Source organism: Leadbetterella byssophila DSM 17132 (assembly GCF_000166395.1).
Lineage (GTDB): Bacteria > Bacteroidota > Bacteroidia > Cytophagales > Spirosomataceae > Leadbetterella > Leadbetterella byssophila.
In genome coordinates this window covers 3,590,878-3,616,892 of record NC_014655.1, presented here as the reverse complement: position 1 = coordinate 3,616,892, position 26,015 = coordinate 3,590,878, and the positions used below count along the sequence as shown (strand labels likewise).

Here is a 26,015-nt window from a genome sequence, read left to right as displayed (position 1 = left end):
TTCTTAAATCAATTTAGGGTTATTCTCCTTTAGTGATAAGTCTAAACTTATAGAACTTAATCCTAGCTAACTCGTCAAACAATATTTTTACGGCCGGATATTGAGTCTTAACGTCTCCACGTATCGCTAATTGTCCTTGAGGATTAGCTTCTGCGTATGCACGAACCCAATCAATCAATTCTGTATTAGTAGAATCCAATGGAATACCCGGTAAAGTAGCTCTTTCTCTATCTGCTTTGCTAAGCGATAGGTAGGATTTGATTCTTTCCTTACCCACACCTATTTCCGCAACTTCTAAAAACGATTTCTTTTCTGCATCTGTAAGGTTCAGCTTAAGATTCGTATTTAGTGTGTTCAAGAACTTTCTCTTCTCGATCGGATCTGTAACACCGAAAAAGTATTTACCTTCCGGAGTTATTGAAACAGTTCCGATTCCTGTTTCTTCCACCTTCAATTTAGAAACTGAAGAAGGAGTGTTAATACTTACCGCTTCCTCACTTCTAAAAGAAGAAGTCATGATGAAGAAGGTAAGCAAGAGAAAGGCCACATCACACATGGCGGTCATATCCATGGAAGGTTTATGCCGTTTCGGTTTTACTGCTGCCATTTAATCTCTTTTAAATAGTTTATTAAACTCTTTACCTATTAGTTATGAGATGCAAAGTTTTGCTGCAAGCTCATTCCGATCTCATCAATTTTGTAAGTCAGAGTGTCAATAGATGCAGTAAAGTAGTTATAAACGATGATCGCAATAGCTGAAGTACCGATACCTAAACCTGTATTGATAAGGGCTTCCGCGATACCTTTAGAAAGTGCTGCTGCATCTGGAGAGCCACCGCCTTGACCAAGAGCGAAGAATGAACGAATCATACCTAATACCGTTCCTAATAGAGCTACTAGAGTAGATACAGAACCTAGAGTAGATAAGATCGCCAAGTTTTTCTCCAACATAGGCAATTCTAGTGAAGTAGCTTCTTCTACCTCTTTTTGTAAAGCAGCAAGTTTTTGCTCTTTATTTAACGCACCGTCATTTTGCAATTGCTCGTATTTGTCAAGTGCAGTTTTGATTACGTTACCTACAGTTCCTTTTTGCTTTTCACACTCTTTCTTAGCATCAGCAATGTTGTTGCTATTCAAGAATCCACGTACTTTCGCTACGAAAGCATCTAAATCACCAGAACCCGCAGCTTTGCTGATAGTTACAAATCTTTCAATACCAAACACCAACACCATCAATAAGAATGAAAGAAGGATAGGTACAATAAAACCACCGGCATATACGATACCCAAAGTAGTTTTTGGATCATGCTTTGTCTCAGGATCATTAAAGTTACTAGGATCTCCCATTACAAAGATGTAGATTAATACCGCAATCGCGATTAGAATTGGAATTACTACCACAGGGTTAATTCCGCCAGATGATTTTTTTGCTGCCTTAGCAACCGGAGCATTTTGCGTTTTTGCCATTTGGATAAAAAATTTTTAGGGTTAAAAAAGTTTCTTCAAATAAGTCCTTTTGAACTACTCTGAAATTTTTTAATTGTTTTTAACTGATTTTGAAAATAATTCTTTGGCAATTCTAAAGAAAAACATTTAAAACAAAAATTATTTTGGAAAATAATTTACCAAAAATTAATATCCATTAATCCTTAAAAATGCCCTTTTATCAGCAGTTTTCAACCAATTAACACGATTAATCATTGATAACTATTTAGTTATATTTTTCCTTAGAACTGTTCACTACTAAAACTTTAGTTATTTCTTATTGCTATCTACAATAATACGTTTGTCACGGTTCACCAGCTCCCATGCCGTGTTATATACTAAACGTACAATTTTAGCATATCTCGGGTATAGAATCTTATCAGGAGTATCACCCGGTCTATGGTAATCTTCGTGCACACCAGTGAAGTAAAATGCAATAGGAATTCCATTCTTTGCGAAGTTATAATGATCAGAGCGATAGTAAAATTTATTTGGATCATTAGGATCATTGAATTCATAATCCAACTCCAGGTTCACACTCTGACGGTTAGCTTCTTCTGAGATAGCATGTAATTCAGAAGACAATTTATCACTACCTATTACATACGTGTAATCATGATTATTCTCATGCTTCTTATCTACCCTTCCTATCATATCAATGTTCAGGTTACAGAAGATTCTGTTCAAAGGAATAACAGGATTGTGGTCCGTGAAATATTCTGAACCTAATAGGCCCTTTTCTTCTCCCGTAACCCACAAGAATAAGATACTTCTTCTAGGACCATGACCAGCTTTCTTAGCTTCAGAGAATGCCTGAGCTAATTCTAAAACAGCACAAGTACCCGAACCATCGTCATCAGCACCATTATAGATCTGTCCTTTCTCATCCACTCCTACGTGATCATAATGCGCAGAAATAACCAATACATCTTCCTTCTTATCCGTACCTTCTAAAAAGCCCATAACGTTTGCAGTATGAACAGGCTTTTCTACACGATCAGATTTAACGGTTACTTTTGAACCTTTGATTTTTAAATCTGACCATTTGCCTGCCACAAACTTCTTAGCATCTCCCGACTTCAATCCCAGCATGGCTGCTCCCATAGCTTTCGAAATCTGGAAAGAAGGCAATGCAGAGGCTGTCAAGGTAGGTTTCTCAATAGTCATTCTTGAAAAGCGACTTAAGATAGCCTTTCTTTCTGCTACCAAAGTAGTAAAAGCAGCTTCTTCAGCTGTAGAGATTTCAAATACGGCAGTTGCACCTAGATCCTGAGCTATAGTACTCTTTCTACGAAGACCAGCCGTTCCGGCCCAACCTTTACCCTCAGCCGTACCGTCGCCTGCAAAGAACACTACAGCTTTGCCTTTGACGTCTAAGCCTTTATAATCATCTCTGTCTCCGTCCTTCACTCCATTCTTTACGAATACCGTTTGATAAGCCTGAACATTTGGCACATAAACTATACCATTAGGAATGTAAGCTTTGAACATTTCAAATTTCTGCTTACCTACCTTCACATAACCCTCACCCCAATCTGTCTTATATAAAGGAAATTCTTGAAGGTAACTTTTTCCGGAAGGAGTTTCCACGATAGGCTGAATACCGTACTCCTTCAAGTGTTCGATGATGTAGTTTGCTGCTTTTTTCTGTCCTTCTGAGCCTGTATCTCTCCCTTCCAACTCGTCAGAGGCTATGTAATAGAGGTGCTTTTTCAGATCATCCGCTGAAATAGTAGCCTCATAAGTTTTTAGAGGTGTTTGAGCGAAGAGACTCGCCGATAGGACCACCCCTAAAATCGTACTAACTAGTTTTTTCATGTTGTAACATTTAATTTGACAACAAATAACTTCAAAACTTTTTATTTAAACAACCGTACAAATCCACTAAATTTGCAACACTTTTTTTACACTTCATCTCCTCTTATTCTTATGCTAATTGATTTGAATTCGTCGGAACTGTTCCAAGATAGACACCAAGGAAAATCAGAAAGTGAAATCTCCGCCATGTGTGCTTCTATCGGGGTTAACAGTCTCGAAGAATTAATTGACCAAACTATTCCTTCTAACATCAGAAGTGAAAAGGCTTTAAACCTACCTGCCGGCTTGAGTGAAACGGAATTCTTAGAGAAGATCACTACACTAGCTGACAAGAATAAGGTGTTCCGCTCCTTTATTGGCTGCGGTTATTATGATACCGTACTACCAAAAGTGGTTCAGAGAAACATTCTGGAGAATCCGGCTTGGTACACGGCTTATACTCCATACCAGGCGGAAATTGCGCAAGGAAGATTGGAGATGTTACTTACCTTCCAAACCGTAGTTTCAGATTTAACCGGTATGGAAATTGCGAACGCATCCCTACTAGATGAAGGGACTGCCGCCGGAGAGGCCATGTCCATGTTAGCAGGTCTAAGGAAAGGAACAAAGAAGAATGCACAAACCTTCTTCGTGGCTGAAAATGTTCACCCTCAAGTTTTGGATGTAGTTAGAGGTAGAGCGAAAGGTATCGGTATTAATATTGAGATTGGGAATCCGGAAACTTTTGATTTCAGCACCTCAGATGTATACGGTGTATTACTACAAAACCCGGGTACATGTGGAGAAGTAAAAGATTACACTGACCTGATCGCAGCTTTACATGAGCAGGATATCAAAGTATGTTTAAATACAGACTTACTAGCCTTAACTCTGATTAAGTCTCCGGCTGAAATGGGAGCAGATGTAGCCGTTGGAACTTCCCAAAGATTAGGCGTTCCAATGATGTACGGTGGACCTCACGCTGCATTCTTTGCTACAAAAGAAGAATATAAAAGACAAATTCCGGGTAGAATCATAGGTGTCTCTGTAGATGCTTCTGGTAACAGAGCCTTAAGAATGGCCCTTCAAACCAGGGAACAACATATCCGTAGAGAAAAAGCTACCTCCAATATATGTACTGCTCAAGTATTATTATCTGTACTTTCTGCAGCATACTGCCTATACCACGGACCTGAAGGATTGAAAAGAATAGCTTCTAAGGTTCATGGACTAACTACTCTTTTTGCTAATTCTGTACAAGGCTTAGATTACAGAGTTGTTAACGATACCTATTTTGATACAGTAACTCTAGAGGTTCAAGATAATACTAAGATTCGTCAAATTGCTGAAGCCAAAGAAGTAAACCTTCGTTACCACGGCACTGAAAACATCAGCATCTCTTTTGACGAAACCAAAACCCTTGCTGATGTGGCGCTTCTACTAGAGATTCTGGCAGAAGCAAAAGGTACGAAAGTTGTAGCTCAATTGAAGAAAGAAGTAGAATCTAATCTACCTTCTGCATTATTGAGAACTACCCCTTACCTTCAACATCCTATCTTTAGCTCATACCGTACAGAGCATGAGATGTTGCGTTACTTGAAGAGTCTTGAAAACAAAGACCTCTCTCTGGTACACTCCATGATTTCTTTGGGTAGCTGTACCATGAAGTTGAATGCTACGGCTGAAATGATGCCTATCACTCTTCCGGGCTTTGCGCAGATCCATCCTTTTGCTCCTTTGGATCAAACTCAGGGATATCAGGAAATGTTCAAAGAATTGGAAGCTTACCTTGCTGAGATCACTGGTTTTGCTAAAACCTCCTTACAACCAAACTCTGGGGCTCAAGGTGAATTAGCAGGGTTGATGGTCATCAAAGCTTACTTTGAGCATAATGGCCAACACCAAAGAAACATTGCCCTTATTCCTTCGTCTGCGCATGGTACAAACCCTGCTTCTGCGGTAATGGCAGGCTTGAAAGTGGTAGTTGTAAAATGTGACGAAAAAGGAAACATAGAAGTAGAGGACCTAAGAGCGAAAGCAGAGGCTCATGCTGAGAACCTAGCTTGCCTGATGGTTACTTATCCTTCTACTCACGGGGTATTTGAAGAAAGTATTACTGAACTATGTGATATCATTCACCAATATGGAGGTAAAGTTTATATGGACGGTGCCAATATGAATGCACAGGTAGGTTTAACCTCTCCTGGTAGAATAGGTGCTGACGTTTGCCACTTGAACCTTCATAAAACCTTTGCCATTCCTCACGGTGGTGGTGGACCTGGAATGGGACCGATTTGTTGCACAGAAGAACTCTCTGCATTCTTACCGGGCAATGCAGTAGTGAAGACTGGAGGTGAAAACAGCATTAACGGTATCTCTGCGGCTCCTTGGGGTAGTGCAGGTATATTACCTATTCCTTATGCCTTTATCAGCATGATGGGTGGAGAAGGCTTAACAAATGCTACGAAATATGCCATCTTCAATGCTAACTATATCAAGTCTCGCTTAGAGAAGCACTTCTCTATCCTATATACAGGAACGAACGGTAGATGTGCCCACGAGATGATCGTAGATTGCAGACCATATAAACACACTACTGGTGTAGAAGTAGAGGATATAGCAAAACGTTTGATGGACTACGGTTTCCATGCCCCTACGGTTTCCTTCCCTGTGGCTGGAACTTTGATGATTGAGCCTACAGAATCTGAATCTCAAGCTGAACTTGACCGATTCTGTGATGCATTAATAGCCATTAAGGAAGAGATAGATGAGATCGCAGCAGGAACGTATCCTCAAGATAATAACGTCCTGGTAAATGCACCTCACACGCTTCAGGTAATCACTAAAGAGAACTGGGATCTACCATACAGCAGAGAAAAGGCAGCATTCCCGGTAGAGAGCCTGAAAGCCAATAAATTCTGGCCTTCGGTAAGTAGAATTGATTCTGCTTACGGAGATAGAAACTTAATCTGTTCTTGTGAACCTATTGAGGCTTACGCATAATAAATATGAAGGTATTTGATCAAAAGGATACCGTTACGATAATGAATAAATTGGGGCGGGAAAGACGCCCCTTTTTATTTGTTATTTCCTATGATAAAGAGGAAAATCATATCGTAGAATGGGAGGAAATAGAGGATTCACCTTGTCATCTTCAATTCAAAACTCCTACTTCCTCTATACCTTTACACATCGAAGTAGAGCCTTTAGACTTCAAAACGTATAAGAAGGCTTTTGACTATGTTCATGGCCAACTATTAGAAGGCAATTCCTTCCTCACCAATCTCACCGCATCCACACGTATTAAAGGCCCTGAATTGAGGGACATATTCCACTCAGCTAAGGCACCCTTTAAATTAATGTTAGAGGACCGTTGGGTCTGTTTTACACCTGAAAAATTCGTCTCTGTAGAGCCAAATGGACTTTTGTCAACTTTCCCCATGAAAGGAACCAAAGTTGAAATAGGCGCACACGCGGAAAGAGAACTTTTGGAAGATCCAAAGGAGCTCTTTGAACATACCACCATCGTAGACCTCTTAAGAAATGACCTCAGCCAAATCTCTTCAGAGGTACATGTAAGGAGGTTCCGTTACATTGAACCCATCAACAGATCAGACGGTAGTACTTTACTCCAGATGAGTTCTGAAATAACCGCCAAACTAGGACCGAATTGGAACGAAACTTTAGGTGAATGGTTCTTCAAGCTTCTCCCTGCCGGATCCATTTGCGGAGCTCCAAAAGCAGAAACCCTGAAGATCATTCAAGAGGCAGAAAAAAACCTCCACCCGGACGGAAAAAGGGGCTTTTACACCGGAGTGGCCGGTATTTATGATGGGGAACAATTATTTTCCTATGTCCTAATACGCTTTATTGAAAAAAACAGAGACGGACTTATCTTTAAAAGCGGAGGAGGAATCACCTTCAAGAGTGAGGTAGAGAAAGAATACGAAGAAATCCTACAAAAGATTTATATTCCCCTATGATTCAATTCTTCGAAACCATAAGATTAGAGAATGGGCAATATTCCCATCTAGAATTCCATTTGGAAAGGGCTGCAAAAACACAAATCCATCACTATGATAAGGCTAATTTCGATGTTTCCCTCCTATTCAATGCGATCTCTGATAGTGCAGAAGGAATATTTAGAGTTCGGGTAGACTATGGGAGAAAGATTGAAAACATAGCTGTATATCCTTACGAAGTCAAGGACCATCATACCCTGGATTTAGTGGAAATAGAGGCCTTTGACTATTCCTTTAAGTATTCCGATAGAACTTTCTTTGAACAGGAATTAAAAAGACGAACAGGGATATCCGATCTCATCTTTGTTAAAGAAGGATACCTTACTGATACCACCTATTGTAATATCCTCTTGTTTGATGGAGAACGATGGTTCACACCTCATACCCCTCTACTTAGGGGAACAAAGAGATCTTACTTGCTCCAAACCAAGCAGATCTTTGAAAAAGCTATTACGGCATCAGAAATTACTACTTATAAGAAAATAGCTTTCATCAATGCCATGAGGGATTTTGAAAAGGTGTACCGTTTCACCAGGGAGAATGATACTTTGCACTTAACTATGGATACAAACGAATAAAGTCATTCAGACTTCTACCTGCACTTTCTTGAACTTTCTTTTGTGTAACACCAGTAAAGGAGAATAACCATGGGAGGAAACCTAAAGCTTGTCTAGCCCATGTACGAAAGTTGAAACGGTCTCTTTGAGTTAGAATCTTCCCGTCCATAAATTCAAAGGTGCTAATAATTTCATTTCTTACTCTACGTCCTGTCCTAGAGAAAGTATATTTCGCCACCCACCGAACTTTGGCTTTGTCCTTACCAGACTCGAGTATATGATATTCAATTTCGAGGTCTTTGCTGTTCTTGAGGAGCATCTCCCACATTTTACCTGCTTCGTAGCCTGAGAGGCCGGGAAAAACAGGATCACTAAAAAGAGCATTAATAGCATATTGCTCTGCTATGTAAGTAGTATCTCTTACCTTCATAGCATCGTAAAATCGTCGTACTAAATCACTCATTCTTTTGTAAAATATGTTTTTTTTGGAGTCCTAAAGCTTGGTAAAGACAAACTTAAGCTAATATATAAATAAATATGAGCATAAAGAGGAAGTGCTATCTGAAATATTTACAAATCCGCTAAAGCCTATGCATTTCTGACCCTTAGAGCGGGAAAAAATTTGTATCTTTGCATTTATTCATCAATTCAGAATTATGGCCACATTGCACGATTCGGGCCTAGGAACCCTGCAAAAAGCCTTGAAAATAAATCTTGATCCTAAGATCTATGGCACATTTGCGGAAATCGGGGCCGGGCAGGAGGTAGCGGGCACTTTCTTTAAGGCCGGCGGTGCTTCCGGCACGGTAGCAAAGTCCATGTCAGCGTATGATATGACTTTTTCCGATGCTATCTATGGCCAACTAAAAGACAAGCGTTATGTCTGTCAGGAGAGATTGAACAGTATGCTGGATCATGAGTATGATCTTTTGATCGAGCGTCTGAACGAGAAGCGGGGAGCCGGGACACAATTTTTCTCATTTGCGAACACGGTAGTGACCTTAAACTACCACAAGAATAATCATCCCCATGGATGGTTGGGTTGTAGATTCCAAACACAACCCGGAGGCGAACACCATGACGTCATTATCCACGTTAGGCTGTTAGATAATGATACCCTATTGCAACAGCAGCTCATAGGTGTTTTGGGAGTTAACCTTATTTATGCCTGTTTTTACTACCATGAAGATCCGGAGGTATTCCTTGAATCATTGAGGGACAATCTGGCCATGGATAGGTTTCAAATAGACTCCATTAAATTCTTTGGACCTTCATTTAAGAATGTTGACGGAAGACTGATGTCTTTGCGACTGGTACAAAACGGTTTCTCTGACGTGGCCATTTTTGGACCTGACGGAAAAAATGTTCAGCCTTCTGATATTCTATACAAAAAACATATCCTTATGCTTAGGGGTAGGTTTAGACCTATCACCAATGTGCATATGGACATGTTAGAAAATGGTCTTGTACAATTCAAGGAAGAGGCAGACGTTGATCCTGAAAAGATCCTACTTATGGTGGAGTTAACCTTACAAGGACTCAAATCAGGTGGAGATATAGACGAAAAAGACTTTTTGGACAGAGTAGATATTCTCTGCGCCTTAGGTCATACGGTAATGATTAGTAATTACGTAGAATACTATAAATTAGTTAGCTACTTATCCGTATTCAGTAAATTGAAAATGGGTTTGATCATGGGCTATCCTAATTTGGAGTACATTTTCGAAGAAGAGAACTATAAAGATCTTCCGGGGGAAATACTTCAGTCCTTTGCTACGTTATTTAGTAAAAACATAAAGGCCTATATTTACCCTACTCTGAAAGACGGAGTAATAATGAACTGTATGAGATTTAGCCCAATGGCACATTTGTCGGACTTATATCGATACTTAATAGCTAATAACAAAATTGAAGACATCTATCATTACAACAAAGCCAATCTCAATATAATTACTGACGATATGCTCAGTCTTATACAGGCAGGCGAACCCGGATGGGAAGAAAACGTCCCTGCGGGAGTAGCCCAGTTCATCAAGGACCGTTGCCTGTTTGGTTTTCCATGTGTAGTGATTCCTAAAAAAGAACAAGTGTAATGTTAAAGAAACTCTTCTTTTTATTCCTTTTTTCTATTTCAGCATTTGCACAAACCTCTGGACCTAGAATTATCATGCCTAGGACACCAGGATGGAATGTAGTACGTGAAGGTGATACCTTAGCTTTTTCGATGCGCTTGCAACCGGACACGCTGAAGAAGCATTTCAAATTCGAGATTCAACAAGGGAAAGTAGCCGGTATGGAGCTGGACAGTTCTGGAAATTTTCTGTGGGTCCCTGCCTGTCACCTGGTAGACCGTGTAGAACAAGAGAAGGTCTTCCAAATCATTGTTGAAGCGAAAGATAATAAGGAGAACAAGATTACCTCCAATGTGGATTTCAAGGTTTTGCATACGAACCGACCTCCGGTATTGAATAACCTTAAGTCGTTCTACGTGCAGTACAATCATAATAATGTGTACAAAATCACCCAGGACCAGGCTTATGATGAGGACAATGACCCTATAGTCTTTGTCCCTAATCTAGAAACCCTACCGGAAGGCATGAACATGAGTACACAGGGGGAAATTACCTGGAACCCTTCTATCAATCAGTTTAAAAAATTGAAAGAAAGCCCTCAGTACATAGAATTCACCCTTCAGGATCAACCTGCAAAGAGTAGTGTAAAAGGGACTCTTAAATTAGAAGTAACTCAAATGGATCTACCTCCACAAATTACGGTAGTACCTAAAGCAGACAAGATCCAATTAAAAGAAAACGAGAAGGTTAACCTCCGATTTTATCTGAGTGATCCGAATGGAGAAGAAGATATAGAAGTATTTGATTTCGTAACGAATGCACCAGATTTCCCTAAGCAGAATACTTTGGTGAAGAACTCTAATAATCAATACGAATTCACCTGGAGTCCTGGTTATGATTTTGTACAAGATCCCGCAGATACTTTGAGCTTCTATATAGATTTCTTTGTTTTGGACAAAACCCAAAATAGGGAGGTAAAGAGAGTAAACTTCGTAGTAAAAAATACGGTAAATGAGGTAGAATTGGATCGTAAAAACTATTCTATCTACTACGGAGTGCTGGTGAATGCTTGGGAACTTTTGGAACAATTAAAAGAAAAAGAAGAAGAACTCAAGAAAGACTATAACAGGGCGAGAAAAGGGAAAAAGAATAGGTCCGTAGTCAATGCCTCTTTAGGTGCAACCACCGGTTTGTCCTCCGTCATAGCTAATGGAAATGCGGATACTCAAAAACTAATCTCCGCTGTAGGTGGTACTACCACATTGACCATCAGTACTCTAGAAGCCACTGAGGTTATTGGAAAATCCATGAAGGATGTTATAGACCGTTTGAATTATGTGATAGAAAAGAAAAACGAGATTCAAACGAAAGGAGATATTTTTGCACGTGACTTCTCTCTAAAATCTTCCAGAAGAGGCAATGACTTCATTAAAAAGGTGGATGAATTTAATAATACCATGAACCTTAAAGGATTAGTTGCCCTTGAACTAAATGCTACCTGGGAGAACAAGAAAAAAGCGTCTGAAAGCAATATCAAGAAGACCTTCAAGGACTTCGTGATGTGGTAAAATAGAGAAAAAAGGAACTTTAAGGCCGGGGTTTTACCCCGGCCTTTTTTTGTACAATTAGCCCTAAAAATATGACGATTTTCTTGCTTCGTATCAATTCTTTCATTAACTTCATTTCTGAGGATACATCCTCAACAAACCCAAGTTTCATTTAAACATCTACAGGTATGAAAGTGAAGATAAATGCGGTAGGATTCACAGCAGACAGCTCACTAAACGAGTTTTTACAAAAAAAACTAAACAAGCTGGACACGTTCTATGACAGAATAGTGGATTGTGAAGTCTTCTTAAAATTAGACAAGGGAGACAAGGCCAATACCCACCAAAAGAAGGTTGAAGTTAAAGTCAACTTACCTGGCGATACCATCATTGTAAAAGAATCCGGCACCACCTTTGAAGAGGCTACTGACATAGCTATGGACGCCTTAACAAGGAAGGTCAAACAATTTAAAGAAAAGACAAACGGCATAGGTAGACGAAAGCCGGTAGAAATAGGAGAATCAGCAGAAGACGAAGAATAAAAGAGCGGGTTTCCCCGCTCTTTTACTTTTTGAACATATATTCCTTTAAATAAAATGGCTCAAAAGAAGTCAGATCTTCAAACTCTCCCTTCTCCATTTTTTCACTTACCATCTTACATGCTGTTCTAGCCTCAGGGTAAATGACCTCCTCTAAAAAAACGGCATTTTCGTGAAGAATCACCCCCTTACACTTTGCACTACCTTCTCCAAAGAATAGTACCTTTCCTTTGGACAGAATATCTGAGAAGCTATTTTCGTCTACTAGTTCTGCACTGATGTCTTGCACGAGTTCTTTGGTCTTTGCATCATAAAAACCACAAAAAACCTCCATCCGTCTGGCATCGATCATAGGACATAAAAAGTCTACAGCGTCCACATACGGAATAGCATAACACAAGGCATCTAAGGTCCCGTAAGAAAGTAGGGGAATGCCTAAAGCAAAGGCTAGTCCTTTAGCTGTTGAAACCGCAATTCTCAGACCGGTATAAGATCCAGGACCTTTGGCCACAGCCACTGCTTTTAAATCCTCCCTTTTGCAAGCAGAAAGGTCCAGCACCTTCTCTATCATCAGGGTAAGACTTTCAGCTGCCGAGCGGTCTTTCTTTGACTCCAAACTTACTACAACCTTTCCTTCCAGGAAGACGGCTACCGAGCAACCGGTAGTACTAGCATCTATGGCTAAAATCATTTCTTTAACAGGGCTTTATATCTATCAGGAGATGCAAAAACCTTTAAGGCCTCCTGAATATCTTTATCGCGTTCAAAAGCCACAAACTTCATGGCTTTTTGGTAATGGTATCTACCCAGGATCTCCAATTCCAGCAGGTTTCTAATCTCTGTGGCATTCTTTTGGAACAATTGCTGCACATTAGACTCTGCTATCTTGTTCAATTGTTCAATGGAAGACTTCATCTTTTGCAGGTCAAGTGATTCCTTTTGTAATGCCTTGATGGCTTTTTGTTCAGGAGATTCATAGGTGAACTTTTGCTTAGCTAACCAAGCTTCAAAGTTCTTAAACTCCGTGTCCGACAAATAAAAACCTTCTTCCGGCTTACTGTCTTTGTGGGTATGATAATAAATAGTGGCATAATCAAAGATCAATTTCTGATCTACCAAGGCCTTAACATAATCACTTTGCTCACTTTTACCGGTGACAATATCCGGATCAATCCCTGCTCCGTCATACACCGTTCTTCCGGCTTTTGTTTTGAAAGCAGTACGCAAAGAGTCAGGCAATTTAGGAAAACTACCGTCAGGGTTTCTATGCCCATAGTCAATGGCCTGAACACACCTTCCCGAAGGGATATAATACTTCGCTGTGGTGATCTTCACCTGAGTATTGTAAGGCAGATCCCTGGTGATCTGTACCAAGCCCTTTCCGAAAGTCCTTTGGCCTATGATCACCGCTCTGTCATAATCCTGCAAAGTACCACTAACAATTTCCGAGGCAGAAGCACTTTTGGAATCTATTAAGACCACTAATGGCATATCTTCATCCCATGCCGGAGCTGTGGTTTGGAACTTATGGTTTTGATCAGCAGCCCTTCCTCTCATTTCCACTACAGGAAGACCTTTAGGCAAGAATAGATTGTTAATTTCAACGGCCAGTTGCAGCAAACCTCCGGGATTACCACGCAAGTCTAAAATCAAACTCTTCATGCCTTTCTCTTTAAGCTCAGTGATGGCCTTTTTGATTTCTCTACCTGACTGTGCATTCATAAAGGAAGTTAGCTGAACATAACCCACATCCCCTTTCACCATCCCATAATGTGGTACATGGTTCACTTTGATATCAGACCTGGTCAATGAAAGATCCTGTGCTTTCTTTTCTCCAAATTTCAAAACGGACAATTGGACCTTTGAACCCTTTTGACCTTTTAATAATCTACCGAACTCTTCCGGTTTCCGAGAACGAACATCCACCCCATTGATCTTTTGAACTTCATCTCCAGGTTTAATTCCTGCTAAGTCAGCAGGAGATCCTTCAAACACTTCCGTTACGATATGCTTATCCTGGTGCTTTTCAAAAGTAGCTCCTACCCCATTATAACTTCCCACGTTTAAGGTGAAGTATTCTTCTATCATATCTTCCGGATAGAAAACAGTGTAAGGGTCTAATTCCTTCAACATGGCTTCAATACCTACGCGCATAGCTCGTGTAGGATTGATTTCATCCACGTATAGTCCACTCACTTCCTTATAGGCCTGGACAAAGATTTCTATGTTCTTCGCCATTTCGAAGAGCTTATCATCTGAGCGCAAAGCCATGGCTCCGCCTAACAAAACCGTGAATGCAGGAATTAAGAACTTTCTTTTCATACGAGAATAACGCGGTCTTTCTAAAATGCGTATGACAAACTTACACAGATTTTATCTTATTCAGTAAGATTGGCATCAGGTGTTTGATTTGACCTTTCTGAGGGAGGTCTTTACTAAGGTAGATGAAGGCCAAAATCACATTCCCGGGAAATTGAATCTTACTCATTCTATAAGCTTCCCGGATTTGTCTTTTGATATGATTTCGGTCCACCGCCTTCTTAAAATTCCGCTTAGAGACGGTAATAAGGATTTGGGGATATTGGGGTTCTTCTGAGGAGCTTTCTCTGTAGATTACGGCACGAAGCGGATAAGCCGAAACGCTGGGATTATTCCGGTTAAAAAGCTTCTGAATCAATTTCAGGCTTTTCAGTCTTTCCGTGGCAGGTAGAGAATTAGGCATAAAAAAAAGCCACTTACCGTGGCTAATATCTTCAATGCGAATACTTGACAAATTACTTGTGAGTCTTCTCATCTGAAACTGTAAGCTTCCATCTTCCTCTGGCACGACGAGCCCTTAATACTCTTCTTCCGCCTGGAGTTGACATACGCTCACGAAATCCGTGCTTGTTAGCTCTCTTTCTATTTGACGGCTGGAATGTACGTTTCATATCCTTTTTATATTAATTTTGTTCAAATCGGACTGCAAAAATAGACAATATTTTAATTATTAACAAATAACCTCCACAATGTTTGACTACTTTTTTTCTTTTGACAGGGAAAAACATCTGATATATGGCAAAATACTGATTCCAAGTTGGTCAGAATCGATTTTGCAACTAGGACTTCCTGCCTGGCGGCCGGGCAGATACCAACTCCAAAACTTCCCCAAGAACCTGCTAAACATTGAAGCCACACAGGGAAATTTACCTGTAAATGTAAAAAAGAAAGATTGGAGAACCTGGGAGTTTGAAGTTCAAGATGGAGGTCAGATAGAGATAAATTACATCTACTATGCATTTGAGCTTAATGCAGGTAGCAGTTATGTACATAGAGATTATGTCTATCTGAACTCTGTCAATTTTACCTTATTCCACCCTTCCCAAAGTGAATTCAGAATACATATAGAGTCAGAAGAAAAAATTGCAGGAGGGATAGCATTTGACAAGCAAGGCAACTGGCAAACCAGCACCTTTAGCAGTTTATATGATTGGTTTGATTCTCCTTTGTTATTTGGCACTCATCTGAAGGAATATCCATTCACTGCCGCAGGAGTACCTTTCTATTTATGGATTCAAGGAGAGACGGATTTGCCCATGGACATCGTCTTGATGGATCTACAGAGAGTTGCGGAATATCAAATAGAGATCTTTGGAGAATTCCCGGAACCTGAATATCATTTCCTCTTAATAGTCCCTCCACATAGCTATTATCATGGCGTGGAACACAGAAAGTCTACGGTTATGGTTTTGGGTGAACACGGAAGATTAGGCATTTCTTCCTATCAGGATCTCTTAGGTCTTGCGTCTCACGAGTTATTCCATGCATGGAACATTTGTAAGATCAGACCCAAAGAATTACTTCCTTATGACTATACCCAAGCCTGCTATTTTGACACTTGTTTTGTAGCGGAAGGTATCACTACTTATATGGGAGATCGGACACTTTTAGATAGCGGAGTGTTTAGTAGGGAACAATACAGACATGAGCTTGAAACTACCCTAAGGAGGCATTTCGACTTTTCAGAACCCGCTTATCAGTCTCTACTAACATCGAGTTTTGATCTTTGGGTGGACGGCTATGAACAGGGAGTACCCGGCAAAAAGGTAAGTGTGTATCACAAAGGTGCTATTGTGGCATTAATGCTAGATGTTTACATTAGAAAAGGATCCAAAGGTTCGAGTTTAGAAACCTATATGAAGGAACTGTACAACATCTTTGGCAACCTTAGTAAAGGATATGATTATAAAGAGATTATTGAGATAGCACAAAACCAAACAAGCATACCTTTGGCGTCGTATTATGAAGATTTTGTAGCCGGCACCGCCCCTATCTTTGAAGCTTGTAAGGAAGCTTTAGAATACTTTGATTTCAGGTTAGTAAGAAAGGAAAATACAGTTGTGCTCGAAGACATTTTGGCACAAGAAAATGTATGAAATTCGGTATTTCACAGGGGGTTATAATAAATAACTTTAGTATTTTTTGGGAATTTATCGATTTTTTTATAGTATCTTTGCACCCGTATTTGTAAAAATACAATCTGAAGTTGACTTAACATTCAAAGGTATTTATGAGTAAATTACGTATTCTTTACATCTCCAGTGAAATTGACCCTTTCTTAGAAACTTCAAAGATTGCTTCCCTACTGAGAAAACTTCCTCAAGAAATGCAAGAAAGGGGTATGGAGATAAGAATCCTGATTCCTCGTTTCGGTTTGATTAACGAACGTAAGCACAGATTGCACGAGGTAGTTAGATTATCAGGAATCAACATTAGCATTGGAGAAGAGGAGAAACCTTTGATCATTAAAGTTGCTTCAATTCCTGCCGCCAAGCTTCAGGTTTATTTTTTAGACAATGAAGATTATTTCCAAAGGAAAACGGTATTCACTGACAAAGCAGGTACTTTCTATGATGACAATGATGAGAGAGCTATCTTCTTTTGTAAGGGCGCATTAGAAACGGTTAAGAAATTAGGATGGGCTCCGGATGTAGTGCATTGTACAGATTGGATGACGGCATTGGTGCCATTATATCTAAAAACTACGTACAAGAACGATCCTATCTTCAAGAATACAAAAACCATTTTTACGGTTTATAATAACTCGTTTGATCATACGTTCTCTGATGACATGTTCCCTAAAGTGAAGATGATGGACATCAGTGATGAGAACCTCGCTAATTTAAGATCACGAGATTTCTACGGATTTATAAAAATCGGTTGTCAGTACTCTGACGTAGTGGTTAAAGCGAATCCAGCTCTGAATGAAGCTCTATCTTTGGCTTTAGATGAGACGGCACAAAAGCAGATCCATTCTTATGTGGATGATGAAAACGCCGCGGATATTTTCTATAACCTTTATACTGAATTGGCTGATTAAGCTATTTATGAAAAAAAACTTATTTGTAAAGCTTATTGCACTAGCACTAGGCTTTTCGGCCTGTCATGATCCCTCAGAGTTAGGATTTGGTCTAGGTACAGATGGAAAATTGAATGCTATCTTTACAGATACTGTAAGCGTCCAATATTCCACCGTCTTATCTGATTCCTCAGTAAACGGGAATGGTTACTATATTCTTAGTGGGAAAGCTGTAGATCCGGTGTTCGGTGACGTGGAAGCGGTAGCTTACTTTCAGCCTTCCTTTCTTCCTCAATTCAATTCGTCAGGAAACTATTTGACGAATGCTGATGGATCACTGCTTTATGATACTCTTTCCTTAAAGGAAAATCCAATAATAGACTCTCTAGCAATTAGGTTATATTGCGACGGATCAAGAGTATTTGGAGACACAAACGCTATTAGTACCTTTAGAATTCATAGACTTAAAAATGTCATGAAATCTTCGAATTACAATAGTGATGAGAAGTTAGAATATGACCCTCAACCTATAGCGGAGTTCTCTTTTAACTTGCCTCAGCTAAGGCATGATTCCACTAATGCTTTGATGGCTAAGTTTGTCTACTTGCCGAAGGAGGTTGCTACTGAAATGGTTCAGGCTGCTCATGAAGCGAAAGGAAATAATGATGAATTCCTTAAGAAGTTCAAAGGGTTCGCTATCGTTCCGGATAAAAATAACAAAGCCATTTACGGTTTTGGAACAGGACTTATTAACCTGAGCGGACTAAATAGTTCCATGATACCGTATTGGCATTACTCAGGAGATACCACAAGTACGTACTATATATTCAATATAAACGGTCCTAGATATACTCATTACGATTTTAACAGGAGCAAAACTGCTCTAGCCTCTTTGAGTAAATCGAAAAATGAAATGCCTTTAAACGCATCTACGGATAGATTATATTTACAAGCAGGTAGTGGGATCTCGCCAAAAATTGATCTAAGTGCCTTAAAATACTTAGGAAAGGACATGAAAGTGGCAAAAGCCACTTTAGAATTCCAGATAGATGCTTCAAAACTGAGTCCACAATTTGGAAAACAGTTTTACATGACCCTTGCAGAAGCAGACGCAAAGAATCAGCAAAGGAGGAATTCAGCTAACCAATTGGTGTACCTATATAACGGACAAGGTGATGTGACTGTGGGAGATCAATATGTGTTAAGTGATACCACTACTTATTTCAACGTAGATATCACACAGTATTTGCAGAAACAAATCTTTAAAGGGGATCTGAACAAGCAACTTCTTTTGTTGCCCGGAACACCCACCACCACTACCGGAACGCTTATATTATCAAATGATAATCTATCAAGGTTAGTGTTCTTAAAGCCAAGACTATTATTGTATTACAACAGATACTAATTCCCAATAACATCAGGAGAAGCGCCTTGTAATTTTGCAGGGCGCTTTCTTTTTTTATAGCATTCCAAAGAAAAAATTGAACTATTCATAAACAATTCATTTACAATCAATTATTAATTTTTTTTAATATTTTTTCCTTTGTGCACACGTGTGCATAGTTCCTATATTTGGCACAATAACTAAATCATAACTTATGTGCGGAATAGTAGCTTACCTGGGAGAAAGACTAGCCTCTTCAGTGGTAGTCAAGGGATTAAAACGATTAGAATATAGAGGATACGATAGTTCTGGCGTTGCGGTCATGGATGGAGGAATGACTGTGTATAAAAAGAAAGGCAAAGTAGCAGAACTGGAACAATTATTACAAAACCAAAACCTCACTTCACATATAGCCATTGGACATACCCGTTGGGCCACACACGGGGAGCCAAATGATGTGAATGCACATCCACATGTCTCTAATTCGGGCCGTTTAAGTTTGGTACACAATGGTATCATAGAAAACTATGCCAGTATCAAGCAAATGTTAATCAGTAAGGGCTATACGTTCTCAAGCCAAACGGACACGGAAGTGCTGGTGAATTTCATAGAGGAAGTTCAAAAGGCAGGCAACTATGAATTAGACGAAGCCGTGCGTAAAGCCTTAAAAGACGTGGTTGGGGCCTATGCCATAGTAATTATGGACAAAGAGAATCCTAATGTATTAATTGGAGCCCGTAAGGGATCACCTCTGGTGATAGGTCTAGGCCAAAATGAATACTTTTTTGCATCTGACGCTACTCCTATCATAGAATACACGAAAGAGATGGTTTACCTAGATGATCTAGAGGTAGCCAAAGTTTCTCCGGAAGGTTTGGAAATAAAAAACCTTCAAAATGAAGTTTCAGACCCTCAAGTTCACACTGTAGATCTAGAATTAGAGGCTATTGAAAAAGGAGGGTTTGATCATTTCATGCTCAAAGAGATCTTCGAACAGCCCAAATCCATTTCCGACTGTCTACGAGGTAGAATTCACCCCGAGGAAGCCTGGATCAAACTAGGAGGTCTCCGGGATTACATAGGTAAACTAGCAAATTCAAAGCGTATAGTTTTCGTAGCCTGCGGAACTTCTTGGCATGCAGGGCTAGTGGGAGAATACCTTTTTGAAGAACTAGCGAGAATCAACGTAGAAGTGGAGTATGCATCTGAATTCCGATACCGAAACCCTATCATTAGAGAGGGGGATATTGTGATAGCTATCTCCCAATCTGGAGAAACCGCAGACACCTTAGCCGCTCTAGAATTAGCTAAATCCAAAGGAGCTATCATTTTAGGGGTATGCAATGTGGTGGGGTCTTCCATTGCCAGAGTTACACATGCCGGTGTGTATACTCACGCCGGTCCGGAAATTGGGGTGGCCAGTACAAAAGCATTCACAGCGCAAGTAAGCGTCCTGTCCCTGATGGCTATAGCCACAGCTCACCAAAAGGGGACCATTACGGAAGACACCTTTAGAAGGTTACTTTGGGAATTACAGGAGATGCCTAAAAAGGTAGAAATGATACTGCAAAAAGCGGATGAGATCAAAGACATATCTAAATTATTCACCTTTGCTTCTAACTTTATCTTCCTGGGTAGAGGTTTAAATTTCCCTGTGGCCCTAGAAGGAGCGTTGAAGTTGAAAGAGATCTCTTATATACATGCCGAAGGATACCCTGCAGCAGAAATGAAGCATGGACCTATAGCCCTTATAGATGAAGACATGCCCGTAGTATTCATCGCTACCCGAGATAGCTCCTACGAAAAGGTAGTTTCTAACATCCAAGAAGTAAAAGCCAGAAAAGGAAGAGTTATAGCCATAGTCAGCGCAGGCGAAACGGAGGTTCAAAAAATGGTTGATTTCACCATAGAAATCCCTAATACGCATGAGATGCTTCAACCTTTATTAAGTGTTATACCTTTACAACTCCTATCCTACTATATAGCCGTATTAAGAGGGAGAAATGTAGACCAACCCAGAAATTTAGCTAAATCCGTTACGGTAGAATAAAGCTATATACGTAGATTGCTAGCAGTAAAACCTTAAACACATGACCAGGATACTGCTAGCACTACTATTGAGCACTTCCCTCTTCGCCCAGGACCTTTCTGATGAAGTAGTATTAGAAAAGGTTCAGAAGGCCACCTTTCAATATTTTTGGGAGTTTGGCCATCCTGTTTCCGGGCTTGCCAGAGAGCGAAGCAATCAAGCTTTCGGCTATGGCGACGAAACTTGTACCACAGGAGGAACGGGCATGGGCATCATGGCTATGATAGTAGCGTCTGAGCGCAATTGGGTGAGCAGAAAGGAAGCAGCAGAAAGGATACTCAAGATCTCAAGATTTCTGGAAAAAAGTCCAAGATACAAAGGCGCGTTTCCGCATTGGATACATGGAGAAACGGGAGCAACTCTTCCATTTAGTCCCAAGGATGATGGAGGAGATCTAGTAGAAACCGCCTTCTTAATTCAAGGCCTACTTACAGCAAGAGCCTATTTTGACCAAAATACTATTATTGAAACGGAACTTAGAGAAATCATCACAAGGATATGGGAAGAGGTGGATTGGAACGCGTATGTAAAAGATCAGGTTCTGTACTGGCATTGGAGTCCTAATCATGAGTGGGCCATGAATTTTGCCTTGAGGGGCTACAATGAAACTTTGATAACCTATATCTTAGCTTCCGCATCACCTACCCATCCCATTGACCCAAACCTATATCACGAAGTGTATGCAAAAGGAGATCATTTTTACAATGGCAAAACCTTTTACGACTTATCTTTACCTTTAGGTTTTGATTATGGTGGTCCCCTATTCTTTACGCACTACTCCTTCCTGGGACTTGATCCACGAAATTTAAAAGATAGATACGCCGATTATTGGGAACAAAATGTAAATCATGCATTGATCAACTATAGATACTGCGTAGAAAATCCCAAAGGATTCAAGAACTATGGGCCAAAATGCTGGGGATTAACAGCTTCAGATAGCCCAAAGGGATATGACGCCCACTCTCCTACAAATGATATAGGGGTGATAACGCCAACAGCAGCTTTGTCCTCTTTCCCTTACACGCCAAAGGAGAGTATGGAAGCTTTACGTTATTTCTATGAAGTAAGACATAAAGACCTTTGGGGGCCATATGGATTTTATGATGCATTCTCTGATGAACAAAACTGGGTAGCCTCATCCTACCTGGCTATAGACCAGGGACCTATAGTGGTCATGATAGAAAATTATAGAACCGGACTGATCTGGAAACTGTTCATGCAGAATCCAGAAATACAAATTGCTCTGAAAAAACTAGGCTTCACCTGGAAATAATTTTTTTGTAACATTTTTTGTTACATATAAAAATTCCTATTAACTTTGTATCATAATTATGAGCAATACTAGATTTTCAACGGCCCTACATGTACTGACGCTTTTGGCTAAAAACCAGGAAGATTGGGTGAGTTCTGATTATATCGCCGGCTCTATTTGCATCAATCCCGTCATGGTTAGAAGGGAATTAAGTTCTCTGAATGAAGCAGGACTTATCTATAGCAGAAAAGGAAAAGACGGAGGTTCTAAATTGAGTAAAAAGCCGGAAGAAATCAGTCTAGGTGAAGTCTACCTTGCCGTTAAGAACTCTGAAATCTTAGGTAAGAAAAACAAAGACACCAATAGCAATTGTCCGGTTGGAAGTAGAATTAACCAAAAATTAGAAGAATTAAGCCATGAGGCAGATAGTCTACTTAGACAATATTTAGATAAGAAAAGCTTAGCAGAGTTCGCAAAAGGATTTGATTAATTTTTTTTATATTATTTTGTAACAAATATTATTACATTATGAAATACGGAGTAACAGGAGCAAGTGGACAACTGGGCCGACTTGTCATCACACACTTACCAAAAGAAGACACTATTGCATTAGTTAGGAACCCTGAAAAGGTTTCAGCACCAGGAGTAGAAGCACGAGCCTTCGACTATGAAAATGCTGATGCCAATGTTTTAAAAGGGATAGACACCTTACTTTTGATTTCCGGAAATGCTATAGGTCAAAGAACACAGCAGCACAAAAATGTAATTGAAGCAGCAAAAGCAGCAGGAGTTAAACACATTATCTATACAAGTCTACTTAAAGCTGATAAATCAGGTTTAATGCTAGCAAAAGAGCACTTAGAGACTGAAGCGCTTATAGCCGAAAGTAACATCCCTTATACCATTTTGAGGAACGGATGGTATACAGAGAACTATACCGGAAGTGTTCAGCCTGCTATTCAGATGGGGAAATTAGTGGGAAGTGCCGGTGCAGGTAAAATCTCCGGTGCCACCAGAGCTGATTATGCAGAAGCGGCGGCTAAAGTTATTCTTCATCCAGAACTTCAAGGAAAAGTTTACGAACTAGCAGGTGACGAGGCCTTCACTCTAGAGGAACTTGCTGCGGAAATCTCCATACAGACACATAAGACTATCCCTTACGAAGATCTAAGTGTAGAGGAGCATGCAAAAGCTTTAGCTCAGGGAGGTATGCCGGAACAATTTGCTCAGGTATTCGCTTCCTTTGATCAAGGAGCTAAAAATGGAGATCTGTACTATGACGGAAAGGAACTTTCTAAAATCATAGGCAGACCCACTACCAGCTTATCAGATGCTGTAACAAAAGCTTTAAATGCCTAAAAAAGAAGGAGATCTGCAAATGCAGATCTCCCAAAATACTAATGACGCAAAATGAAGTGGACAAAACTCTATTTGCGTTATTCCTACACAATATCAAGTCCAATTAGGTGATTTTACGAAGTTTAACCTTACTCAAATCTCATAAATAGGAAATCAAATGGGTCTAGATATTGGCCATTTTTCTTCAGCGTATAATGCAAGTGAGGACCAGTAACTTTACCTGTTGAACCTACTAGTCCAATCTTAGTTCCCTTCTCTACCCTCTGCCCCTTCTTAGCAGTGATCTTACTCAAATGCCCGTATAAGGATTCAAAACCATATTTATGCTTTATCCTCACAAAGTTACCCAGATTCTCATCGTGGCCGGTTTCTGTAACCAAACCTTCTCCACTTGAAATAACCACCTCTCCATTTTTACCTTGCAGATCTATACCTCTGTGAAACTTCATTACTTTATGAATGGGATGCGTACGTGCTCCATAAAAAGAGTTCACTTCAAGTTCTCTCATAAGCGGATTACCGGCGGGGATATGGGAGATAAAAACATTTTTGAACGGGTCATTATGGATGTAGGAGACTATTTCATTCAACTCCGTCATAGGACTTAGTTCTTTTTCCCAATAGTCCTCCAAATCCTCTAAATTCGAAGTACCTTTGTACAACAATTGAGCATTTACTGTAAATGTGGACAGTATTAAAACCGTTATAATGCGGAAAACCTTCATATGAAAGTACTTAAAACTAGAATTGAGACGCAAAATTACGCAAAAAGTCATGAAATTGGATTAGTTCCTACTATGGGAGCTCTACATGACGGACATTTATCTTTGATCAAGAGAGCCAAAAAAGATAACGAAGTTTGTGCAGCAAGTATTTTTGTCAATCCCATACAATTCAATAATCCGGAAGACTTGGAAAAATACCCAAGAACATTAGAAAAAGATTTGGATCTATTAGAAAAAACAGGTTGTGATATGGTCTTCGTGCCAAGTGTAGAAGAAATGTATCCGGAACCTGTGGCTCTAAAAATGGATTTTGGACCTCTGGAAAGAGTTTTAGAAGGTGCTTTCCGACCGGGACATTTTAACGGTGTAGGCATAGTAGTGAGTAAGCTCTTTCATATGATAAAACCTCAAAGGGCTTATTTTGGATTAAAGGATCTACAACAGTGCGCCATCATTAACAGAATGGTAAAAGACCTCAACTTTGGTATTGATCTTGTGTTTTGCGACACAGTAAGAGCAGAAGATGGATTAGCATTGTCTTCCAGAAATGCAAGACTAAGTACAGAAGATAGAGCTAAGGCGCCTTTCTTATATAGCACATTACAAGCAGGACAAGAATTGCTGTTAGAAGGTAAATCGCCAGAGGAAGTAAAGACCGAAATACAGAAAATGTTTAATAATCGGTCGGAATTTGAACTGGAATATTATGAGATTGTAGACTTCGAAAACCTCCAAAATATAAGTACTTATGATCCTCAAGTCAAAACTGCCATAGTACTTGCCGCGCACTTAGGTGGAGTTAGGTTAATAGACAACATCCTTTGGTGAACTAAACCCTTTCCGTCTACTGTTTTTTATATATGAACTGGAAAAAACTAAGCACTATGGAAGATCTACAGTCGGCCATAGAAGAATCACACCAAACCCCTGTAGGTTTATTTAAGCACAGTACCCGATGCTCCATTAGTGCCACAGCAAAAGACAGATTGGAGAGGAATTGGTCGAAAATAGATGGAAAAATAAGCCCCTATTACTTAGATCTAATAGCCCATAGGGACATCTCCAATGCCATACAAGATACATTTGGGATTACACATGAATCCCCTCAGTTTATATTATTAAAAAATGGCAAGGCAGTGTATCATGAGTCTCATTTTGGGATTCAGGTCTCCGAGATTGCTGAGCAAATTTAATAGGCCAAAACCATATAGTACTCTGCTATTCTAGAGATATGGAATTGACAGGGATAATGGAAATCTTTGATGTGAATCTCACCTTGAAGGTTTCCATTTTCTTTTCTTAGCATCAAATGCGCACGGAAATCCACTGATCTTTTACCATACAATTTGTACATGGCTTCCTTAGCCGACCAATACACCGTAGCTTCTTCTAAGTCTCCATTGACCGTTTCCACTTCTAACTGAGAAAACAATCTTGGGAAAATACGCATGATTTGATCTCTAGATTTCTCAAGGTCAATACCTATGGCACCGTTTTCAGAAAATGCCACAGCCACATAATCTTCCGTATGTGTTAGAGATATTTCACAAGGTTTTCCTCTCAGATAGGGTTTTCCATATTCATCCTTTTCTAAACCTTCATAGGGTATGCCGAGAAGTAGGCAGGCTCTTTCAATAACATATTTCCCTGCCAGGAATTCCTTTTGTTTAGCTGGTACCGGAATGGACAGGCAGGTTTGGGTTTCTTCTTTACAAAGTGAAGTATCCTCGAACAGCTCTTCAAAGCTTTCCGTCAATTTCCACACTACCACCTGAATTCCCTGCACGGGAGAAGTTTTGCTAAAAAGCGCCATCCCAACTAAATTTGTTACAAATTTACGTTTAAACTG

General features: G+C 39.9%; 25 protein-coding genes. 15 read left to right on the top strand and 10 right to left on the bottom strand.

The window, feature by feature from the left end:
- Positions 1–19: 19 nt before the first annotated feature.
- The 3 genes from LBYS_RS16060 to LBYS_RS16050 form a co-directional block, all read right to left on the bottom strand.
- The gene (locus tag LBYS_RS16060; RefSeq protein WP_013409900.1) at positions 20–607 is read right to left on the bottom strand and encodes an ExbD/TolR family protein; all 588 of its coding nucleotides are present in this window, start codon (positions 605–607) and stop codon (positions 20–22) included.
- A gap of 38 nt (positions 608–645) precedes the next feature.
- Positions 646–1,467, bottom strand: coding sequence for a MotA/TolQ/ExbB proton channel family protein (locus LBYS_RS16055; RefSeq protein ID WP_013409899.1), 822 nt, complete (start codon positions 1,465–1,467; stop codon positions 646–648).
- 288 nt (positions 1,468–1,755) lie between these two features.
- Positions 1,756–3,303: a M28 family peptidase gene (locus LBYS_RS16050; protein ID WP_013409898.1), complete on the bottom strand. Its 1,548-nt coding sequence runs from the start codon at positions 3,301–3,303 to the stop codon at positions 1,756–1,758.
- A gap of 111 nt (positions 3,304–3,414) precedes the next feature.
- Between LBYS_RS16050 and gcvP the strand changes: the two genes are divergently transcribed.
- From gcvP to LBYS_RS16035, 3 genes are read left to right on the top strand one after another with little or no spacing between them, the layout of a single operon-like run.
- On the top strand, positions 3,415–6,285 hold the full coding sequence (gene gcvP / locus LBYS_RS16045; RefSeq protein WP_013409897.1) for an aminomethyl-transferring glycine dehydrogenase: 2,871 nt from the start codon (positions 3,415–3,417) through the stop codon (positions 6,283–6,285).
- Between the two features lie 5 nt (positions 6,286–6,290).
- The gene (locus tag LBYS_RS16040; RefSeq protein WP_013409896.1) at positions 6,291–7,265 is read left to right on the top strand and encodes an aminodeoxychorismate synthase component I; all 975 of its coding nucleotides are present in this window, start codon (positions 6,291–6,293) and stop codon (positions 7,263–7,265) included.
- On the top strand, positions 7,262–7,882 hold the full coding sequence (locus tag LBYS_RS16035; RefSeq protein WP_013409895.1) for an aminotransferase class IV: 621 nt from the start codon (positions 7,262–7,264) through the stop codon (positions 7,880–7,882). Before LBYS_RS16040 ends, LBYS_RS16035 begins: the two co-directional genes overlap by 4 nt.
- Here the strand turns inward: LBYS_RS16035 and LBYS_RS16030 are convergent.
- Positions 7,863–8,324, bottom strand: coding sequence for a nuclear transport factor 2 family protein (locus tag LBYS_RS16030; protein WP_013409894.1), 462 nt, complete (start codon positions 8,322–8,324; stop codon positions 7,863–7,865). The genes LBYS_RS16035 and LBYS_RS16030 overlap by 20 nt on opposite strands.
- A 193-nt stretch (positions 8,325–8,517) precedes the next feature.
- On the opposite strand from LBYS_RS16030, the gene LBYS_RS16025 reads away from it, so the two are divergent.
- The 3 genes from LBYS_RS16025 (at position 8,518) to hpf (ending at position 12,022) form a co-directional block, all read left to right on the top strand.
- The gene (locus LBYS_RS16025) at positions 8,518–9,954 is read left to right on the top strand and encodes a hypothetical protein (protein ID WP_013409893.1); all 1,437 of its coding nucleotides are present in this window, start codon (positions 8,518–8,520) and stop codon (positions 9,952–9,954) included.
- On the top strand, positions 9,954–11,501 hold the full coding sequence (locus LBYS_RS16020) for a hypothetical protein (protein ID WP_013409892.1): 1,548 nt from the start codon (positions 9,954–9,956) through the stop codon (positions 11,499–11,501). Before LBYS_RS16025 ends, LBYS_RS16020 begins: the two co-directional genes overlap by 1 nt.
- Before the next feature lie 167 nt (positions 11,502–11,668).
- Positions 11,669–12,022 carry a ribosome hibernation-promoting factor, HPF/YfiA family gene (hpf, locus tag LBYS_RS16015; protein ID WP_013409891.1) on the top strand — a complete coding sequence of 118 codons (354 nt, stop codon included), beginning with the start codon at positions 11,669–11,671 and terminating at the stop codon, positions 12,020–12,022.
- 22 nt (positions 12,023–12,044) lie between these two features.
- Here the strand turns inward: hpf and tsaB are convergent, their stop codons facing one another.
- Genes tsaB through rpmH form a run of 4 tightly spaced genes read right to left on the bottom strand, consistent with a single transcriptional unit; the run spans position 12,045 to position 14,949 of the window.
- Positions 12,045–12,710, bottom strand: coding sequence for a tRNA (adenosine(37)-N6)-threonylcarbamoyltransferase complex dimerization subunit type 1 TsaB (gene tsaB / locus LBYS_RS16010; protein WP_013409890.1), 666 nt, complete (start codon positions 12,708–12,710; stop codon positions 12,045–12,047).
- Positions 12,707–14,341 (bottom strand): S41 family peptidase, encoded by a 1,635-nt coding sequence (locus tag LBYS_RS16005; RefSeq protein WP_013409889.1) that lies wholly within the window; start codon positions 14,339–14,341, stop codon positions 12,707–12,709. Before LBYS_RS16005 ends, tsaB begins: the two co-directional genes overlap by 4 nt.
- Positions 14,342–14,381: 40 nt before the next feature.
- Entirely contained in the window at positions 14,382–14,813 is a 432-nt protein-coding gene (gene rnpA / locus LBYS_RS16000; RefSeq protein ID WP_083794598.1) for a ribonuclease P protein component, read from the bottom strand.
- Positions 14,794–14,949, bottom strand: coding sequence for a 50S ribosomal protein L34 (rpmH, locus tag LBYS_RS18835; protein ID WP_013409887.1), 156 nt, complete (start codon positions 14,947–14,949; stop codon positions 14,794–14,796). Before rpmH ends, rnpA begins: the two co-directional genes overlap by 20 nt.
- A 78-nt stretch (positions 14,950–15,027) precedes the next feature.
- Here rpmH and LBYS_RS15995 point away from each other — a divergent pair, with 78 nt between their 5' ends.
- The 7 genes from LBYS_RS15995 (at position 15,028) to LBYS_RS15965 (ending at position 23,441) form a co-directional block, all read left to right on the top strand.
- On the top strand, positions 15,028–16,434 hold the full coding sequence (locus LBYS_RS15995) for a M61 family metallopeptidase (RefSeq protein WP_013409886.1): 1,407 nt from the start codon (positions 15,028–15,030) through the stop codon (positions 16,432–16,434).
- Positions 16,435–16,568: 134 nt separating this feature from the next.
- Positions 16,569–17,378, top strand: a complete 810-nt coding sequence (locus LBYS_RS15990) for a glycogen/starch synthase (RefSeq protein WP_013409885.1) — start codon at positions 16,569–16,571, stop codon at positions 17,376–17,378.
- Between the two features lie 7 nt (positions 17,379–17,385).
- Positions 17,386–18,762, top strand: a complete 1,377-nt coding sequence (locus LBYS_RS15985; RefSeq protein ID WP_013409884.1) for a DUF4270 family protein — start codon at positions 17,386–17,388, stop codon at positions 18,760–18,762.
- Positions 18,763–18,955: 193 nt separating this feature from the next.
- Entirely contained in the window at positions 18,956–20,791 is a 1,836-nt protein-coding gene (gene glmS, locus LBYS_RS15980) for a glutamine--fructose-6-phosphate transaminase (isomerizing) (RefSeq protein WP_013409883.1), read from the top strand.
- Positions 20,792–20,831: 40 nt separating this feature from the next.
- Entirely contained in the window at positions 20,832–22,103 is a 1,272-nt protein-coding gene (locus LBYS_RS15975) for a glucoamylase family protein (protein WP_013409882.1), read from the top strand.
- A 58-nt stretch (positions 22,104–22,161) separates the two neighbouring features.
- Positions 22,162–22,572, top strand: coding sequence for an Rrf2 family transcriptional regulator (locus LBYS_RS15970; RefSeq protein ID WP_013409881.1), 411 nt, complete (start codon positions 22,162–22,164; stop codon positions 22,570–22,572).
- 38 nt (positions 22,573–22,610) lie between these two features.
- Entirely contained in the window at positions 22,611–23,441 is an 831-nt protein-coding gene (locus tag LBYS_RS15965) for an SDR family oxidoreductase (protein ID WP_013409880.1), read from the top strand.
- A 128-nt stretch (positions 23,442–23,569) separates the two neighbouring features.
- Here LBYS_RS15965 and LBYS_RS15960 read toward each other — a convergent pair whose 3' ends face one another.
- Complete coding sequence (locus tag LBYS_RS15960; protein ID WP_013409879.1) at positions 23,570–24,166, bottom strand: M23 family metallopeptidase; 597 nt, start codon at positions 24,164–24,166, stop codon at positions 23,570–23,572.
- On the opposite strand from LBYS_RS15960, the gene panC reads away from it, so the two are divergent.
- A complete protein-coding gene (gene panC, locus LBYS_RS15955; protein WP_013409878.1) occupies positions 24,167–24,994 on the top strand; it encodes a pantoate--beta-alanine ligase in 828 nt (275 codons plus the stop codon).
- A 32-nt stretch (positions 24,995–25,026) separates the two neighbouring features.
- The gene (gene ytxJ, locus LBYS_RS15950; protein ID WP_013409877.1) at positions 25,027–25,359 is read left to right on the top strand and encodes a bacillithiol system redox-active protein YtxJ; all 333 of its coding nucleotides are present in this window, start codon (positions 25,027–25,029) and stop codon (positions 25,357–25,359) included.
- Here ytxJ and LBYS_RS18480 read toward each other — a convergent pair.
- Positions 25,356–25,979 (bottom strand): 4'-phosphopantetheinyl transferase family protein, encoded by a 624-nt coding sequence (locus LBYS_RS18480; protein WP_013409876.1) that lies wholly within the window; start codon positions 25,977–25,979, stop codon positions 25,356–25,358. The genes ytxJ and LBYS_RS18480 overlap by 4 nt on opposite strands.
- Between the last annotated feature and the right edge of the window lie 36 nt (positions 25,980–26,015).